Genomic DNA, 16,245 nt, shown 5'->3' on the forward strand with positions numbered 1-16,245 from the left:
CTGGCGATGTGGTCCCTCAGCGCCTGGCGTCGCCGGCGCCTGCTGGCCAAGCACCCGATTGCCGATGACACCTGGCAACGGGTGCGCGAGCACCTGACCTTTCTCGACGGCATCAGCGCCGAACAGGACCAATGGCTGCGCGAAGCCTGCGTGGTGTTTCTCGCCGAAAAACACCTCACCGCCCTCCCCGGCGTCGAACTGCATCAGGAACAACGCCTGCTGCTCGCCGCCCAGGCGCAATTGCCGTTGATGAACCTCGGCGACCTCGACTGGTACCAGGGCTTCCACGAAATCGTGCTGTACCCCGACGATTTCCTCAGCCCCCAGCGCCATCGCGACAGCAGCGGCATCGAGCATGAGTGGGACGGCGAACACAGCGGCGAAGCCTGGCAACAGGGCCCGGTGATCCTCGCCTGGCCCGGCGTGCTGGCCAGCGGCAACTGGGAAGGCTACAACCTGGTCATCCACGAACTGGCGCACAAACTCGACATGCTCAACGGCGACGCGAACGGCCTGCCGCCGCTGCACCATGACATGCGCGTGCAGGAGTGGGCCAGCGTGATGCAAGGCGCCTACGACGACCTCAATCGCCAGCTGGACGCCAACCCGGATGCCGATACCGAAATCGACCCCTACGCCGCCGAAAACCCGGCGGAGTTCTTTGCCGTCACCAGCGAATACTTTTTCAGCGCCCCGGATTTACTGGTCAATCGTTATCCACAGGTGTACGCCCAACTCAGCCGCTTTTATCGCCAGGACACCCTGGCCCGCCTGCACCAACTGCAAGCCAGCGACCCGCGTTATCAGCCGCAAGACGAATGACCGTACGACGTCTGGCGCATGGCATCGGCGCCAGAATGTGCCTATAATCGCCGCCACTTTTAGGCCAATCCGGCCAAGTTTCTTGGCCAATTAACGGGGGCAACGCCCAATGAGCTACAGCAAGATTCCGGCTGGCAAAGACCTGCCGAACGACATCTACGTCGCCATCGAGATTCCGGCCAACCACGCGCCGATCAAATACGAAATCGACAAAGACAGCGACTGCCTGTTCGTTGACCGTTTCATGGCCACCCCGATGTTCTACCCGGCCAACTACGGTTTCATCCCCAACACCCTGGCTGACGACGGTGACCCCCTCGACGTGCTGGTCGTAACCCCTTACCCGGTTACCCCAGGCTCGGTTATCCGCGCGCGTCCAGTTGGCATCCTGAACATGACCGACGACGGCGGCGGCGATGCCAAAGTCATCGCAGTACCCCACGACAAGCTGTCCCAACTGTACGTGGACGTGAAGGAATACACCGACCTGCCGCCACTGCTGCTGGAACAGATCAAGCACTTCTTCGAGAACTACAAAGACCTCGAAAAAGGCAAATGGGTGAAGATCGACGGTTGGGGCAACGCAGATGCCGCCCGCGCCGAGATCATGAAGTCGGTTGCCGCCTACAAAGGCTGATCACCGCGCCTCATGGCGACTGCAATAAAAAAAGCCCCGACTATTCGGGGCTTTTTTGTGCTCGGCATTAAACGCAGAGTTCAACGAAAAGCAACTAACGTTTAACAATAAAAGAAAATTGAAAAAACAAACTACAACTAAGCAAAAGCCTACACGCGCAAATCAACGCATGGTTTATTTGATTTGTTTCCCCCGCCAGTAAACTCTGCGTTTATGAATACATCAGGTGATCGTTTAAAAGCGCTGTTACGGGAAGTTCATCTTTCCGCGTCCGACTTCGCCAAGAACCGCGGCGTCACGCCTCAACACGTGAACAACTGGTTCAAGCGCGGCGTCCCCATGGGCCGACTCAACGAGATCGCAGAACTGCTGTGCGTCTCCAGTCGCTGGCTGAACACCGGCCTTGGCCCCAAACACCCACCGGCCAACTTTCTGTTGGACGGGCCCACTGCAAGGAATGCACTGCCCACCCGCGAAGACAGCGGCAAATACCTCACAGGCCCAGCCTGCGCCCCGGAAAAAATCGACGTGGAGATCCCCCTCCACCCCACCTTCACCTCCACCGAGCGCATCCGCGTCTCCCTGCACACCCTCGAAGCACTCAGCGTAAACCCCGACCGCGCAATCGGCGCCTACATGGCCGACAACAGCATGATCGACATCATCCAGCAAGGCGCCACCCTCGCCATCGACAGCGGCCGCACGCAAATCGTCGACGGCGAAATCTACGCCGTCGAACACGACGGCATGCTGCGCATCAAATACCTCTACAACCGCCCCGGCGGCGGCCTGCGCATGCGCAGCCACAACGCCGGCGAACATCCCGACGAATACCTCACCTACGAGCAACGTTTCGAACAGAGTGTGAAGATCGTCGGTTGGGTGTTCTGGTGGTCCACGCTAAACAACCGCCGCCCGCCCGTGCCACTGGATGAACACCTGTTGGGCTGGGAAGGCTCTAAATCGGAACCGGAGGTGGGCATTTGAGGTGAATGTGGGTATCATGCGCCGCACATTTGGCAGGGGTTGGCTCAAGGCTATTCACCCTGCTCGGCGATGCGGAGGAGTTCCCGCGGATGCCCCTACTATTCAGCCAGACGCAATGTTGGCTGAGCGATTTGAAGGCTGTTGAGGTTTGTCAAAAACAAGCTGAGGCAGTCAGCGAGAAGCCGGCCACAAGCCGGCTTTTTAATTGTCCAAAATAATCCTACCCCATCCGAGAATCCACCTGATAGCTTAGCTATTCCGGGGGTTTCAGGCATTCCCCTGTCCAATGGCGTTCAACGCCATTTGACCTCATCCGACGATGAAGTGGGGGGACAGGTGGGGGGACAAAAGGGACGACAGGGGAAATCAAATGGGTAAGCTGAATCCGAAACAAGTCGAAAACCTGACCGAACCTGGCACCTATGAAGATGGTGATGGGCTTCGCTTGGTCGTCAAACCTACCGGGCGTAAATCCTGGCTACTTCGCTTCCAGCTGGCGGGCCGTCGTAGAGAGATGGGGCTGGGCTCATTCCCTGAGGTGAGTCTCAAGAAGGCCAGACAAGATGCCAGTGCTAAACGCACCCAATTGAGTGATGGCGTAGACCCATTAGCCGCTCGCGACATAGAGCGCGCAGCTCAACGGGAAGCCCAGCGAGCAAGTGAAGCGAAGCAACTGAAGTTCGAGACCCTCGCAACGGAATACCGTGATGCTCACGGCGCGGCGTGGTCGGAGAAGTGGCGTAAAGGGTGGCTGCGTAAGCTGGAGCTGTATGCGTTTGATCACATAGGCAAGCTGTCAGCCGAAGACATCGGTACTCCCGAAGTACTCAAGGTGCTGCAACCTATCTGGGCCACCAAAACACGAACCGCCGATGAGGTACGTGGGCAAATTGAGCAAGTTTTGGACGCCGCTAAGGCACGCAACCTGCGAAAGGGTGAGAACCCCGCTCGCTGGCGCGGGCACTTAGACAATCTGTTGAGCCGTGCTGAAAAGAAGAAGGCTCGGAAGCGCGAGCACTTTGAAGCTTTGCGCTGGCAGGATGTGCCGGATCTGATGATAAAGCTCAGGGCAAACTCCACGCCCCCGTCTTGGGCCGCTCAACTGTTGATCATGACCAGCGCACGCGCCCACATGGTTAGGTTCGCTCGTTGGGATGAGTTTGATGTAGAAGCTGGGACTTGGTCGCTGCCAGACGAGCGAATGAAGATGCGGGTAGCCTTCGTAATTCCACTTGCTGAGGACGTCGTAAAGCTGGTGAAGAGTATTCCACGAGATGAGGGAAGCGCCTTTCTGTTTCCAGGCCAGGGCAAGACAGGGGTCATGCACGCAAACGCAATACGTACGCTCCTACACAGCATGGAGTATGAACACGTAACACGTCACGGCTTTCGATCCTCGTTTCGTGACTGGGCCGGTGAGTGCACTCACTACCCACGCGAGGTTTGCGAGATGGCATTGGCGCATGATGAACGCGATCAGACTGAAGGGGCCTATTCGCGCTCGGACTTCCTTGATAAACGCCGATTGCTGATGAAGGACTGGGCAGCCTTCCTCAATCCAACGTTCAACAGTAATCTCGAAGTCTGAATACCTAGTATATCAAGCCGCACCTTCAAGGAGTCGACATGACCAATTCATCGCAACATCAAGCTCAAGCCTTGCATGAGCTTGAGCAACTAAAAGAAGAGCTACAGGCTAACTGGAATAGCGAAAGGCTCAGGATAGAAGAGTCATTGTGCTACCTTATAACACACTCTGTTGGCGAAGATTATAACCACATCAAAAATAGCATAGAAGCCCAAGTAAAAACGGGAGAGACGTGCAAAGATCAGAAGACGTCTCAATGGGTGATGAGTGAGTTCGACTCGCAAACCCACCCCGCGCGAGAATACACCCTAATCGCACTCACCTACCTCCTCCTATTTGACTTTGAATGTAAAAATGGATCCATCGCTAGCGCTTCGAAACTTATCTGTCATGCTAGCCACTTCGAGGGATATGCCAGTGGAGTGACACTTCCTCGAATTAATGGAGGGGCCCGAGGACGTTCAAAGAACAGCCAAAAAAACCAGAACAAGATAGCAGTTTTAATTAGCTCGCTTCGGCCGACGGAAGGCTGGAGAAAAGAGCGAGACGCTGCAAACTGTATTTATGAGGAAGCTGTAAAACTAAATAAAAATTCAAGCATGAATCTCACCCCCTCCCAACTTACTAACCTGATGACGAAATGGATGAAGGAAGAAGGCTCCGTATGCCGAGCGGCCTTTCTGGGCACTAGTGAATAGGTTATTCACTTGGTAACGCCTCAGGCTGCTTTCTGGGCCTACCTCGTTTTGTTTCCTTGGGAGATACCCGCCCTCCTTTCCCGAAGCACCTACCGCCGTCAGGTGCGATCATCCGGATGAAGTAATCCGGCTTGGTCAGATACGCCGCCACAAGGTTTAGCCCAGCCCTTAGACCGGCCTGATGGTGGCTAATCATGCCAACCCCTAAGATCCCTTTCTTTTCAAGCGCCGCTTTGTTCTTGTTGCAGTTATAATAAATTCCTTTCCCTTCAGTCACCATCTCTACCCAGTATTCCCCCAGAAGCTTGGCAATGACGATATCCTCTCGATGATCAGTTCCATTCAAAAACAACAAACAGTGATAATGGTAGGACTTATCAAGACCATATTCCAGTTTCCAAGCATACCCTACAACACCCGGTGACTTAGGGCTCCTGAGATACTTCATTAAGGCTTCGCGATGCCTCCTGGCTTCGGCATGGGTGATAGCGGTTTCTCCTCGAGGAAAGCAGTACTGGCTGCGATAGGTGAAATCGATACGAATCACTAGCATCCTAGCGTAACGCACAAACAGCGACTCAATATATCCAACTAGGCTTTTATAATTCTTATTGGCAGACCGGCTAAACCCTTTCAGATTAGTTTGAAACTCCACCCCACGAATTTCCTGCTTAACCTTTTCTATCAAGTCATGGAGCAGGGATAATTCATCAGATTGAAGCAGCTCAACCTTATATACATCTGTTTTCAGCTCCACTCCAACAAAGTACATCATAAAGACTCTCAACAGCGGATTAAACTCATGACAGGGATAAACCTCTTTGATCATCCCAAAATCCACCTTTAGTAAGCTTAGACAGTCCTGCTCCAACACTCTGACCCTCTTCTGCTTAGACATCGCCGTCGTGCGAGGCAGAAACAACCCCTTCTCACAGGCCTTCAGACGCAACATTACGTTCACAATTGAACGGATATCACTCGCCAATAACGCTTGATCGGTATACTGCTCAACCGTCTCACCGTTGATGTCCGCATACATGTACGACTCATGTTCAAAATAGAACTCTATCTCTTCTTCAAACCTCATGCACTCACCTTATATTGACAGGCACTCTAATCATTCCTCACATAGAGCACTCAACTAACGTTAAGTCACTACCGCACCCATCGACGCATACTGCCTATGCACACCTATGCTCTATCACGGTGTGCATGGGAGATGGATATCAGGTATAGATATTAAATATAGACACTAGAGTTACTAGATACTATTCTAGATATAACATAGATACCAATATTCAAACTCTCTGCTTGCCCCGGCCAACCCAACGAATTAGATAAACAACAGCACCGCACGCTGGAGATATGACCCAATAGAAAAATGAAAGTTAGTGCTTGTGGTTGCTCGAATTAGAACCATTATAAGAAACGCTGACGCATCGCTGTAGCCAAGCGCTTACATCTTCCTCCAGCCACCCCACAGCAAAGCTGCCCAATTTAAAAGGCTTAGGGAACGTTGCGTCATATCGCGAAGATCTTGGGTTGATCCGATCATAAATAGTTGATCGTGACAGCCCCACCCTAACTGAAAGCTGCTTGAGTCTGATAACACTAGGATGTACTGCCGAATCTCGCTGCATGGTAGGTACCCTCGGGTTTCAATGAGCCCCAACGGTAAAAGATCTTCTTCCCGCGTTCACTCGACTTAGCACCCAGTAAAAAATTCCCAGGTGCTAAACCAGATTTCAATTGACGACCGATCCACTACCGGACTGAGGCATGCACTAGCCTACCTTCCAGTACAGAAAGTTGGTTCCCAGCTATGAAATGTTAGTTCCCTCGTTTGAAATGTTAGTTCTTTTGTCAGAGAGAACTAACTTCGGCCCTCTTCGTGGACACCAAGAATCAATTCGAAACAATTTTAATCATACATAACACTTGAGCAACGACAATATCCTTGACACCGATAATTATTTAGAGGTCTGAAAAAATGATTGAATGCCCAAGCTGCGGGTCATCAGCCGTCGCACAACAAGCTACAGCCAAGAAAGCAGGTGCCGCCATCGGTGGAGTGAGCGGTGTGCTCAAAGGATTATCCGCTACCACAATCGGTGCCAATATTATTTTGATCACTGGCAGCCCAACAGGCGGGCTAACCACAGCAGTAGGCCGATTGGCCTCATCCATTATGGCGGCATTCGCAAGCGGCGCAGCCGGATGTATCGCGGGAGCGAGGATCGGAGCATTAATTGATCGCAACGTATTCGACTTCTACCGATGCAGTCACTGTAACTGCTCTTTCAAGATGCATTTACCTGCAACATCCGTGAAGGCGTCACACACAGTCGAAGCAATTCAAGACAACTGATATTCATCTCGCTTACATATTACGCACCGCTGATATCCCAGCAGCGTTGGCGCTCGCCTGTCAAACAAGGAAAAACCTAATGGCACATCTAATCGAACACATGGCTTATGTCGGTGAAACGCCATGGCATGAACTCGGCTCCGCACTTTCACCCAAGCAACCTATTGAGGTCTGGCAGAAAGAAGCCGGTATGAACTGGCGCATAGAAGACAGTCCCGTCCATTTCAAGGCCAACACGGTAGGTAACCTGGGATCAATTTATACATTCCCAGAACAGAAGGTTCTTTACCGCTCTGACACCAAAGCAGCGCTTTCAGTAGTCTCACAGCGCTACCAAATAGTGCAGCCTCGCGATGTGCTCGAATTTTACCGCGACCTCACTGAGGTCTCCGGGTATGAGCTGGAAACTGCGGGAGTGTTGAAAGGAGGTCGTAAGTTCTGGGCGTTGGCGCGGACAGGGCAGACCGCAGCGTTGGCGGGTAATGATGAAGTGAATGGTTATTTGCTACTGGCAACCTCGTGCGACGGAACGTTAGCTACCACCGCCACACCCACCACCGTTCGAGTCGTCTGCAACAACACACTGACTATTGCCCTGGATGGGGCAAGCCGCGCTATCAAGGTTCCGCACAGTACTCGGTTTGATCCACAGGCGGTAAAGAAGCAGCTGGGTATCGCGGTATCACAGTGGGACGAATTCATGCATCGAATGCACATGCTTGCAGAGCGCAGGGTGCAGTGGCCGGAAGCGATGAGTTTCTTCCTCAGCGTGCTGTGCGACACCCCTGCTAACAGCCCCATTCCTGAAGTACTACCGAACGAAAGAGCACTACGAAAAGTACAAAGCCTGTATGAAGGACAAGGCCGAGGCTCAACCTTGCAGTCTGCTAAAGGCACCGCATGGGGACTGCTCAACGCCGTGACCGAATATGTCGATCACGAGCGGCGGGCAAGGAGCTCTGAGTACCGGATGGACTCGGCATGGTTTGGACAAGGTGCAGTCATTAAGCAGAGGGCACTGGATGCGGCTCTACGCCTCGCGGCCTGAACCGTTTCGCACACCAAAACCGCCCAGCAAGTGCCTCATGGCTGGGCGCTTTATGCCTTATGGGAACCGTTTAGATCCGGCCTTCCTACCCAACTGAACTACGCAAAGAATGGGCAGATCCAGGAATTAAGAACGGCTTACGCAAACAAACCGCTGATTAATGAACGGTCATAGTCCTGCGTCGATGAGCAAATCTGACGGTTTGCAGTGCAAAGCAGTCGCGATCCGAAGGATATTCAAAAAGGTAACGTTCCTCTCCCCTCGCTCTATTTTCCCCATGTGAGAACGGTCGATCCCGGCAGCATCCGCCAAGGCTTCTTGCGACAGCGTATGCCCTAGTCTTCGTGCGCGTACCGCCGCACCAAGCTGTACTAGGTCGCCGTCTTTATCGTGAGTCGCAGAGATTCTTGCCATGGCGAAAATCGTCGCGCTATGATGCTTTCACGACCACGGTATTTACGACCTTTTTTGACATTTCTGTGACGTAGAGCAGAGCTAGCAGTGGGCCTTCCTACCACCAATACAGAGAATCCGAAAATATGTCTCTTTCAACAGTAAATGGATTAAACGAATCTCAAATAGAAACTTTTCTAAAAGCCAAAAAGTCTTTTGAGGTTATAGGTTTAAGAGGTCAATTCACTAAGAGCGTAGTGATTATCGAAAAAAAGATAGAAAGCCTAGACCTAAAGTGCCGAGTAAAAGTCGATCTGAAAGGTGCTTTAGCTCAAGGCGGTATATTGGGCACTGTTATTGGAGCGGCTTCTCTCCCCATCGGAGTCGCTTTAGCCGCCGCTGCTACCGTTGTCAGTACTGGGCATACTCTAGCCACCTACAACCCCGACTACGAAATCATAAAAGACTACGTCAATAAAAAACTAAAAATTATCTATAAAAAATAACATACGACAGTATTAATTAGCGCGACAGCGCACACTAGAGAGCTTAATAAATTGAAAACAAAGTCAACCATACTAAAAGCAACCATTTGCCTTGCGCTCACATTCGCCATAAACGCTCAAGCCGAAGTTGACTACGGTTACATGTATCCGCCCATGCTGCCAAATGAACAAACTATGAACGACCTGCCTTACGCCATTCCCTGTGCGGAGGCCAAAAATCAGTATGGGGCGAAATTTTACCGTTGCACTTGGTATAGCATTCCAAGAAACATCACTCAGTGGAATGTACAACAACAGCGTAACGTTACCTTCAGCAACCACATTAGCGGTAAATGTGTGCGAGGCACTTGCCGTGCATCCAATGGCTCAGGCATCTATGGCATGTACGGTCAGGACCTAAGCTTTAGCCTTTCAATTTACTATTACATCTATGAAAGCGAGGATGGTTATCCGATAGCCTACCGCATGGACGGCGGACCAAATAAAAAGGGGAAAGAGGTTACTTACTCTCAAGCTCGTGCAACACTTCAAGATTTTTTGCTTGACCACGGCATTAGCAATGCGAGCGTAAAAGACTCTATTGCTGTCTACTCTCTGGATGCGAATGAAACGAGTGGCTCCGTCGATAGCGAACCACAGGTCGAAAAGACCCCCATGACAAAACCCACCAAAACGATCGAAGTAAAGGAAGCCTGGTGCAACCCACGGGCGGACGATGACTGCACCATTAATGGTAAGAAAGTTTCCAAGGCGGAGCTCAAGCAGTACCTACCAACGGTCTATGAACTGGAAGTACTCAATGCCGGTGGGCACTGCGAATATCCGATTTGTTATGATAAAAATGATAATCCAATCGGAATAAACTAATATCAAGGCACGGTATTTTCCGTGCCTTGTTTTTTGTTTCACGGGTAAATACAGTGCGCATCTTCAACCTATATGACCTATAAAAAGCATCAGAAGATTTGAGCCTAAGGGCATACCGAGTAAAAGCGCATGCCCTCCCACTCTTGCTGATCAGACCTTCATCTGCCTCAGCCGTTGACTGCCCCAATCACGCTCAACCGCCTCCCGCGTCAAATCCATCATCCCCATTGCCTGATAGTCAGCGTGAATAGCACACTGCCTACACAGTCTGAAAAACTTCAATTTGGCCTTAGGAACGTGTCACGAATCATCAAACGACTTGGTCAGCTAAGGTTTTGAGGTGCCTACATCGCTAGATGTCGATTCAACTGTTCTCGGCGGCATATGCAGATTCAACAGCATATGATAAAAAACGACGTCCTTACGATCCCGGCGTCGAATCTCTGTCCCTAACCATATGTGATCAGTGTCGTGCAGTGATTCGACCTCATTAGGTGCATCCACAGCGACGGTATATTTAACGTAATCCTGCTTTGTGATGAGCTCTTTATACTTTCGCACCAGTTCAGAGAAATTGCTGACGTCAGAGTACGCAACAACAAACACAGGGCTTAATGACTCATTGTCATAGCCTGCGATTTTGTCCAAGTGCTCGAAAATCACAGTTGTATCAAGCGAAAACAACCGAAATGCTTCAAAAATCGCGACCCGAGTGTTATCGCTGGCAGTCACGAATGCGTCGATTTCGCCGGGGCCCGCACCCGACGCCGACTCACCACCGCGTTTCTGATCCCGGAAACCGACTCGTGCTTCCGCCATCCGCTTGTCAAATAGTGAGGTGAACCAATCGTTAATCGGATCTTCTTTAATAATGCGATAACTCGTCTTACCGCTTTTCGAAATTGACGGGACCTGAAGGTTACTTTTACGCAAAACGATTTCCCCCGCTACCTCTAAAACGACTTCCTTGAGGTATACATGGGGTGGTGTATCAGGGCTAACAATATCTACGTAACTTTCAAAACTTTTGGAAACAATCTGACCATAGTGTTTCCTCAATTGCACAATAGTTCGCTGGGAGCCTTCATTCATAAGCTGGATAAGTTCGCTCATTGAAGGGCAATCTGGTTCAGCTCTGACAAGCTCATTCAGCAAGTTTTCGATCCCAAGCTCGTCTGGCGTCAGAGAGTTGAGGTCACGATAACGACCTATTATCCTCCGAGCTGTTGAAGTCTCACCCCTGGCGATCAGAGCCTCGCAGTATGGTCGCAAGATTTCCTGCCTTGACTGCTGCTCCTGGGTAAGCCTTGCCCAGAAAGCATCAATTTCCGGGACTTGAATAACGCGATAAGTATCAAGGATCGTTACGATCCAATATTCGCGCATCTGCTCAGGCGCGGTATCCACCAGAGTACTCAAGAAATATGTCAGCGCGCTCTGAAGACGGGTCGAGTCTTTGTCCGTTGCATAAAGTTTATAATGCCCATAAAAAAGCAGGTAGCCGTGATGAACGTGCTTAGTTTCGTCATGCAGCGCTTTCATGATCCTAATGCATTTCTGAGGATCAACTTCGCTGTAAGCGCTGGCAACGATTTGCCGCCTGAAACGCTCGCATTCCTTATAGTGCGGTCTATCGTCAGAGTGAGTGCCTCGCGACTCATGGGGGATCGGCACTTCATGCACAGCCTTCTGGAAGCCGTCAGGATCGGACGGATGAGCTTGGCAAAGTTCTAGAAGCTGCCACTTGTACTCATAACTTTGCCAAACCTTACGAGTCCGGAGAATGTGCGGATGATTTGTTTTCGCAAAACGATCCTGCGCAAGGAAGGCTTTGGCTGAATCAAGCAGCCGGGAAGCGATATCAGTAAGGCCAGAATCGCATGCTGATGTGAAGGCTTGCTCTAATCCCGTCAATCCTAGGTTCTCGTCCGCACGAGACCGGCAAATTTCGATACGTTCCCGCAATTGCTGGGCACGAGCAATTACAGGGCATTTTTCAAGCAGAACAAAGAGATGGTCCAATGGAATAGAAGGCACACAACAGGCGACGAATTCTGCGTATAGCTCATCCCCAAAAATATTTGAATAGGTGCAAAACTGACTCCAAAGATCGTATTTTTCAGAGCTAGCTGTATCTACAAAAATAAATAAGAACGTCTCCCGAGGGCCAAACCCATACAAGCGTACAATTTCCTCAACTCGTGCTGCTACGGTATTCATGCTTACTGAGGATGCTGTCGGTCGTCCGAGGCCCATAAGGACTTGCAGATAGTGTCGGATAGCTGAAGCGACTGCAAAAGAATGCTTACTCGTGTAAGCAAGGTTCTGCTGCCAACGGGCACAAGTATTAGAAAGCCTCAGAAGTGGGCTGGGTCCGGTTTCTGAAATGAGCTTGAACCACGGTAGGGTGGCAAAAAACGAGCTAGGCGCAAGGCTTCCTAGCCCTCTGAGGTTCGCCGAGAACTCTGCCTCGTAGTACTCCAGCATTGATGAGCGTAACGCACGAGATACTGTGCCAGAGGGATCTATACCAGTACTCTCCAAGCGATCTATCAACCGGAAGCCCAGTAGATACCAATAATGATGCGTAGTTTGGCGGTGAGTAGGTTCTATTTCCACGGGGCGTTCCGCGAAGGCCTGCGCCAGTTGAATTATTTGTTGATGGCTCAAGGCATCTAGTAGGTTGATCAAAAAGCGATATTCAAAGGATTTGGAAAAATCAGAGGATTGCCAATTGCACTGTTCACCCAAGAAGCCAAGAACGGATAATATGCGCCCAGTGAGATCCGGTGCACTTTCGATTGTTTGAACATACTGATGGCATACAAGCTGCTGATACCCGCCCTCCAAATTCTTGATATACGTTGCATTACCATCTCTTGAGAACCCGAAAATCTGCCTTGTGAGATAGTAGAAAGCCACATCGCATGTTGCAGAATTAGCCAAAAGCAGTATCAGGTAATTCGATCGTTCATACTCAGGCAACAAGATGAACAAAATGTACTTGAGGATCGGCCGACTTTCCGCCAACTCCATCACCGACTCAGCTAGTCCAGAAGAAGTGAGCTGCTGACCATCTATGCGAATACTGGCTTCTACAGCACTCGAAATTAGCCAAGTATAGAAAAGATCTGCTTGTCTCCGCATGCCGAATCCATTTCGATCTAAAACGAATTCAAGATTGGTTGAGGCGTCCTCGCTGAGATGAGGGTATTCGGTATGTAGGGAAGCCAGCGTAGGCTTCGGAAGCTCTTCACTTCGATGAGAGGAGGTTCTGTTTCCGTCAGCATCAATGACGATATCCTCGTGATAACTCATCGGCCGGATAATGCCTGAAAAACCATCCTGGTTGATTGATTGCCTTTTGAAAGTTACAAAATTTGATGCAAGTGTTACGTCAGTAGCCAAGAAGTTTACTAGCTGCTCATTGAATTCTGCGCGCGTTGAGTGTTCCATATTATCGAACAGCACTGGCATGGCCCATTCACAGTTAACGCGAGCGCACATGATCCATTCGGAAAACGTTTCCTCGGGGCCTAACTTTCTACGCAGTGTTTCCCATAAATGGGTACTGATCAACGAGCTGAAATGTTGATTGCCTGGAGGCAAACTGAATACCCCTCCTTCAAGGTGCAATTCTGGCAGCAGCTGTTCTGCCCTCAGATGCTCACCAAACTCCGCTGCTAGCAACGGTCTCAACTCGACCTCTGGACAGACGTAATGCGGCTGGATACATCCATTTCGACCGAAGCAGATGTCTCTTAGGTACTCAATAGCTTGAACCAGCGGAAACAAACTTGGATCAACCTTTTCCGGCTCTCTCACCCTGTCGTAGTAAGTGGTGCACCATCCAGCATAAAATGCTACCAGCCCATATTCTTCGAGTACTGAGAGGGGAAACTCCGTACATACGACAGGGATTCCAGATGATCGGGGCCATAATTGCTTACCAGATAGAACAGCTTCTACCGTCTCCCTATCCAGTTTCGGGGTCGCGAGTTTCGCGTTCACGAGGAAAACTGACAGTGCCTTAGCGTGAGTTTGATCCTCATAGGAATGAACCTCCTCTAGGCCCCGATCTCTCGTCACATATGCAGCAAGTAATGATTTTAAGTGCCGCCAGTTTTCCGAGTAATTGCGCATGAGGTTCGCCGATCCGTCGCAGAGAGTTGATGATGGAGAGTGAAATACGGAACATTATGATGTTGAATGGCCGAAAAATTGTACAAGGTTGTATTTGTTAGATAAGTACTTTCGTCCGGAGAGGAGGACGGCCTCCGCCTGCGCAGAAAGCCAATAATTTGTTCTTCACTGAGACGCATATCCAATCTCCTTGCTGATGGGATTGGAGCCCAAAGCGGCGTGCGACTCAAACATGAGGAAACGTCGGAGGACGAAGAGTAACCTAAGAGTTGCCGTCTGCCCGCACACTTCAATAAGGCCACCTGCGCTGACCTTAAAAGCCAGCAGCGCCCTGGCATCGTTGGCTAACATCCGGCGCGTGATGAACTCTAGTCCCATGAGCCTTCATACGAAGCGGCCATAAGCCGCTCAATATTGCCCATCAGCCATGGAAGCCTGCAAAGCAATTACTGGATGTTTTGCTTCCGCCAGTTATCTACCGCAATCGACAGTCGCCTGTCTTTGACCGGTTTTTGCCACTCATCCCAGAAATTGACCGTGCCGCTATTCGGTTTGTTTATAGGTTCATCGATCCTAATTCTGCTTGGCAGCAAGCTCGCATCGCCAACAACCAAGGCCTCGCCTGTATCGAGAGTCGGCAGTATATCGCTGAACCCACCGAGGCTATCGGGAAGAAGTCTCTTAATAACGCCCTGATCCTCGGCGTTGGTCAGCCGCATAGATACAAAGTTGCTGCATTGGCTGAGCATCGTCTTATTCACCTCGGACGGACGCTGGCTTATCACGACAAGGCTGACACCGTACTTACGACCTTCCTTGGCGATGCGCTCGAAAATATCCAGGGAGATATCGTCGGCGGACTCCGCCATGTTTCGCTGAGGCATGTAGAGATGCGCTTCGTCACATAGAAGCGCAATCGGGTGACGCAGCTCGGATGGTGTCCATTGCTGGACGGAAAAAGTAACCCGAGCAACAAGGGAAACTATTAGCGGGAGAACATCTGATGGGACTTCAGAGAAGTTGATGATCTTGATACCGGCTTTACCATTTTCTCCAGAGCTTCCCAGCACGGCAGTAGTAAACTTTTCAAGCCACGTAAAATCCAGAACGTCTCCACCACCATTGAACATAAAGCCAAGGCGTCTATCGGAAATTTTATTCTCAAGACGTGAAATCATCCGGGCGAGCTTTCCAAAAAAATCACCCTGCTTTTCTTTACCTACTGATGCCCCCGGAACCATCTCCACGTTGATCTCGTTCAGCCTGCCCATCAAAACATCCAGATCGAACGGAACCGGGCTGTCTACGGTGAAGTGCTTCAAAATTTCCTTCTGGTCGCCATCCTCCAGGTATTTTCTTTTTGCCTGGTTGATTTCGCGGGACATGATCATGGCCTGGTTCGGCGCGTTTTGGTCGCTCCGATCAACAAACATTGCCACGAGTGCTTCATACGAGAGCAGCCAGTAAGGCAGGTAAAGCACACCATCATCAATGGTGCGTTTTGCCTCAACATCTGCGGGACCGGCCACCTTAAAGTGCTGAATGCCTTGGCCTACCAATGGCGAGTATTCACCATGAAGATCAAAAACAATTGCGTTAGCCGTGGAGAGCCCCGCCATCTGCTCAATGATCTTGGCTGTTGTCCAGGATTTACCTGATCCGGTACTACCGCCGATGAAGGCGTGGCGCTGGAAAAACTTGTTACCGTTGAGATAGGCAACGGCGTGTTCGTCCAGAGTGTATTTGCCCAGTGTCAGGGCATTGCCATCTGCTGAGACGCTTGAGAGAGTCCGCATAAAGCCGGTAAGGTTTTCGCCCTCTAGCGAAAAGCAATTCGCGTCAATTTCTGGAACGCTTTCCAGAGTGCGGCGAAAGACGTTTTCTCTTTCTCCATCACGATCCAGCATAGTGCCAATCAGAGCGATTTTGCACAGGTTTAGTTCTGAGGTCTGCTCGCTGATGCCATCATTGGCAATGCCATCGATGCCACGCTTGCGGGTCACCTGGGTGATGAGGCCGATGAGATGCTGCCCAGGCCTGCTACTTTGGAGCACGGCCAAGTGGTTGACTTGCAACCTCTTGAGTTGCTCGATATTTTCCACGTCCACGATAACGTTTGTCGTATCAACGGAGGCCACCTTTCCAAGCGCGTCTTCATCCCTAAAAATAAATATCGGCATCTCTTCTT

13 protein-coding genes are annotated in these 16,245 nt (G+C 50.7%); 8 read left to right on the forward strand and 5 right to left on the reverse strand.

From position 1 onward, the window contains the following. Positions 1-6 precede the first annotated feature (6 nt). The 5 genes from PSH87_RS25025 to PSH87_RS25045 all read left to right on the forward strand — a co-directional run bounded on the left by PSH87_RS25025 (position 7) and on the right by PSH87_RS25045 (position 4,732). Positions 7-822: a zinc-dependent peptidase gene (locus tag PSH87_RS25025; protein ID WP_017736570.1), complete on the forward strand. Its 816-nt coding sequence runs from the start codon at positions 7-9 to the stop codon at positions 820-822. Positions 823-931: 109 nt separating this feature from the next. Further along, positions 932-1,459: an inorganic diphosphatase gene (gene ppa, locus PSH87_RS25030; protein WP_003176323.1), complete on the forward strand. Its 528-nt coding sequence runs from the start codon at positions 932-934 to the stop codon at positions 1,457-1,459. Positions 1,460-1,672: 213 nt separating this feature from the next. Then, positions 1,673-2,446 carry a S24 family peptidase gene (locus tag PSH87_RS25035; protein WP_026136772.1) on the forward strand — a complete coding sequence of 258 codons (774 nt, stop codon included), beginning with the start codon at positions 1,673-1,675 and terminating at the stop codon, positions 2,444-2,446. A gap of 370 nt (positions 2,447-2,816) precedes the next feature. Then, positions 2,817-4,034: an integrase arm-type DNA-binding domain-containing protein gene (locus PSH87_RS25040; protein ID WP_305431498.1), complete on the forward strand. Its 1,218-nt coding sequence runs from the start codon at positions 2,817-2,819 to the stop codon at positions 4,032-4,034. Between the two features lie 38 nt (positions 4,035-4,072). After that, complete coding sequence (locus tag PSH87_RS25045; RefSeq protein WP_305431499.1) at positions 4,073-4,732, forward strand: hypothetical protein; 660 nt, start codon at positions 4,073-4,075, stop codon at positions 4,730-4,732. 1 nt (position 4,733) lies between these two features. Here the strand turns inward: PSH87_RS25045 and PSH87_RS25050 are convergent, their stop codons facing one another. Both PSH87_RS25050 and PSH87_RS25055 read right to left on the reverse strand, forming a co-directional pair. Then, positions 4,734-5,819, reverse strand: coding sequence for an inovirus-type Gp2 protein (locus PSH87_RS25050; protein WP_305431500.1), 1,086 nt, complete (start codon positions 5,817-5,819; stop codon positions 4,734-4,736). Between the two features lie 301 nt (positions 5,820-6,120). After that, positions 6,121-6,372: an AlpA family transcriptional regulator gene (locus tag PSH87_RS25055; protein WP_083204809.1), complete on the reverse strand. Its 252-nt coding sequence runs from the start codon at positions 6,370-6,372 to the stop codon at positions 6,121-6,123. 807 nt (positions 6,373-7,179) lie between these two features. Here PSH87_RS25055 and PSH87_RS25060 point away from each other — a divergent pair. Continuing rightward, positions 7,180-8,148 (forward strand): DUF932 domain-containing protein, encoded by a 969-nt coding sequence (locus PSH87_RS25060; protein ID WP_305431502.1) that lies wholly within the window; start codon positions 7,180-7,182, stop codon positions 8,146-8,148. Positions 8,149-8,316: 168 nt separating this feature from the next. Here the strand turns inward: PSH87_RS25060 and PSH87_RS25065 are convergent, their stop codons facing one another. Beyond that, a complete protein-coding gene (locus PSH87_RS25065; protein ID WP_083221202.1) occupies positions 8,317-8,562 on the reverse strand; it encodes a helix-turn-helix domain-containing protein in 246 nt (81 codons plus the stop codon). Between the two features lie 125 nt (positions 8,563-8,687). Between PSH87_RS25065 and PSH87_RS25070 the strand changes: the two genes are divergently transcribed. Next, complete coding sequence (locus tag PSH87_RS25070; RefSeq protein WP_065942786.1) at positions 8,688-9,047, forward strand: hypothetical protein; 360 nt, start codon at positions 8,688-8,690, stop codon at positions 9,045-9,047. A 174-nt stretch (positions 9,048-9,221) separates the two neighbouring features. Then, the gene (locus tag PSH87_RS25075; protein WP_305431504.1) at positions 9,222-9,914 is read left to right on the forward strand and encodes a hypothetical protein; all 693 of its coding nucleotides are present in this window, start codon (positions 9,222-9,224) and stop codon (positions 9,912-9,914) included. A 327-nt stretch (positions 9,915-10,241) separates the two neighbouring features. Here the strand turns inward: PSH87_RS25075 and PSH87_RS25080 are convergent, their stop codons facing one another. Both PSH87_RS25080 and PSH87_RS25085 read right to left on the reverse strand, forming a co-directional pair. After that, entirely contained in the window at positions 10,242-14,057 is a 3,816-nt protein-coding gene (locus PSH87_RS25080; protein WP_305431505.1) for a hypothetical protein, read from the reverse strand. 446 nt (positions 14,058-14,503) lie between these two features. After that, positions 14,504-16,237: an ATP-binding protein gene (locus tag PSH87_RS25085; RefSeq protein ID WP_305377898.1), complete on the reverse strand. Its 1,734-nt coding sequence runs from the start codon at positions 16,235-16,237 to the stop codon at positions 14,504-14,506. Positions 16,238-16,245: the final 8 nt, after the last annotated feature.

The organism is Pseudomonas sp. FP453, assembly GCF_030687495.1.
In the GTDB taxonomy this organism is placed as follows: Bacteria; Pseudomonadota; Gammaproteobacteria; order Pseudomonadales; family Pseudomonadaceae; genus Aquipseudomonas.

Coding starts and splice junctions, on each gene's coding strand:
- PSH87_RS25085 (WP_305377898.1), bottom strand. CDS start 16,237: ATGCCGATATTTATTTTTAGGGATGAAGACGCGCTTGGAAAGGTGGCC.
- PSH87_RS25050 (WP_305431500.1), bottom strand. CDS start 5,819: ATGAGGTTTGAAGAAGAGATAGAGTTCTATTTTGAACATGAGTCGTAC.
- PSH87_RS25070 (WP_065942786.1), top strand. CDS start 8,688: ATGTCTCTTTCAACAGTAAATGGATTAAACGAATCTCAAATAGAAACT.
- PSH87_RS25075 (WP_305431504.1), top strand. CDS start 9,222: ATGAACGACCTGCCTTACGCCATTCCCTGTGCGGAGGCCAAAAATCAG.
- PSH87_RS25080 (WP_305431505.1), bottom strand. CDS start 14,057: ATGCGCAATTACTCGGAAAACTGGCGGCACTTAAAATCATTACTTGCT.
- PSH87_RS25035 (WP_026136772.1), top strand. CDS start 1,673: ATGAATACATCAGGTGATCGTTTAAAAGCGCTGTTACGGGAAGTTCAT.
- ppa (WP_003176323.1), top strand. CDS start 932: ATGAGCTACAGCAAGATTCCGGCTGGCAAAGACCTGCCGAACGACATC.
- PSH87_RS25040 (WP_305431498.1), top strand. CDS start 2,817: ATGGGTAAGCTGAATCCGAAACAAGTCGAAAACCTGACCGAACCTGGC.
- PSH87_RS25025 (WP_017736570.1), top strand. CDS start 7: ATGTGGTCCCTCAGCGCCTGGCGTCGCCGGCGCCTGCTGGCCAAGCAC.
- PSH87_RS25055 (WP_083204809.1), bottom strand. CDS start 6,372: ATGCAGCGAGATTCGGCAGTACATCCTAGTGTTATCAGACTCAAGCAG.
- PSH87_RS25045 (WP_305431499.1), top strand. CDS start 4,073: ATGACCAATTCATCGCAACATCAAGCTCAAGCCTTGCATGAGCTTGAG.
- PSH87_RS25060 (WP_305431502.1), top strand. CDS start 7,180: ATGGCACATCTAATCGAACACATGGCTTATGTCGGTGAAACGCCATGG.
- PSH87_RS25065 (WP_083221202.1), bottom strand. CDS start 8,562: ATGGCAAGAATCTCTGCGACTCACGATAAAGACGGCGACCTAGTACAG.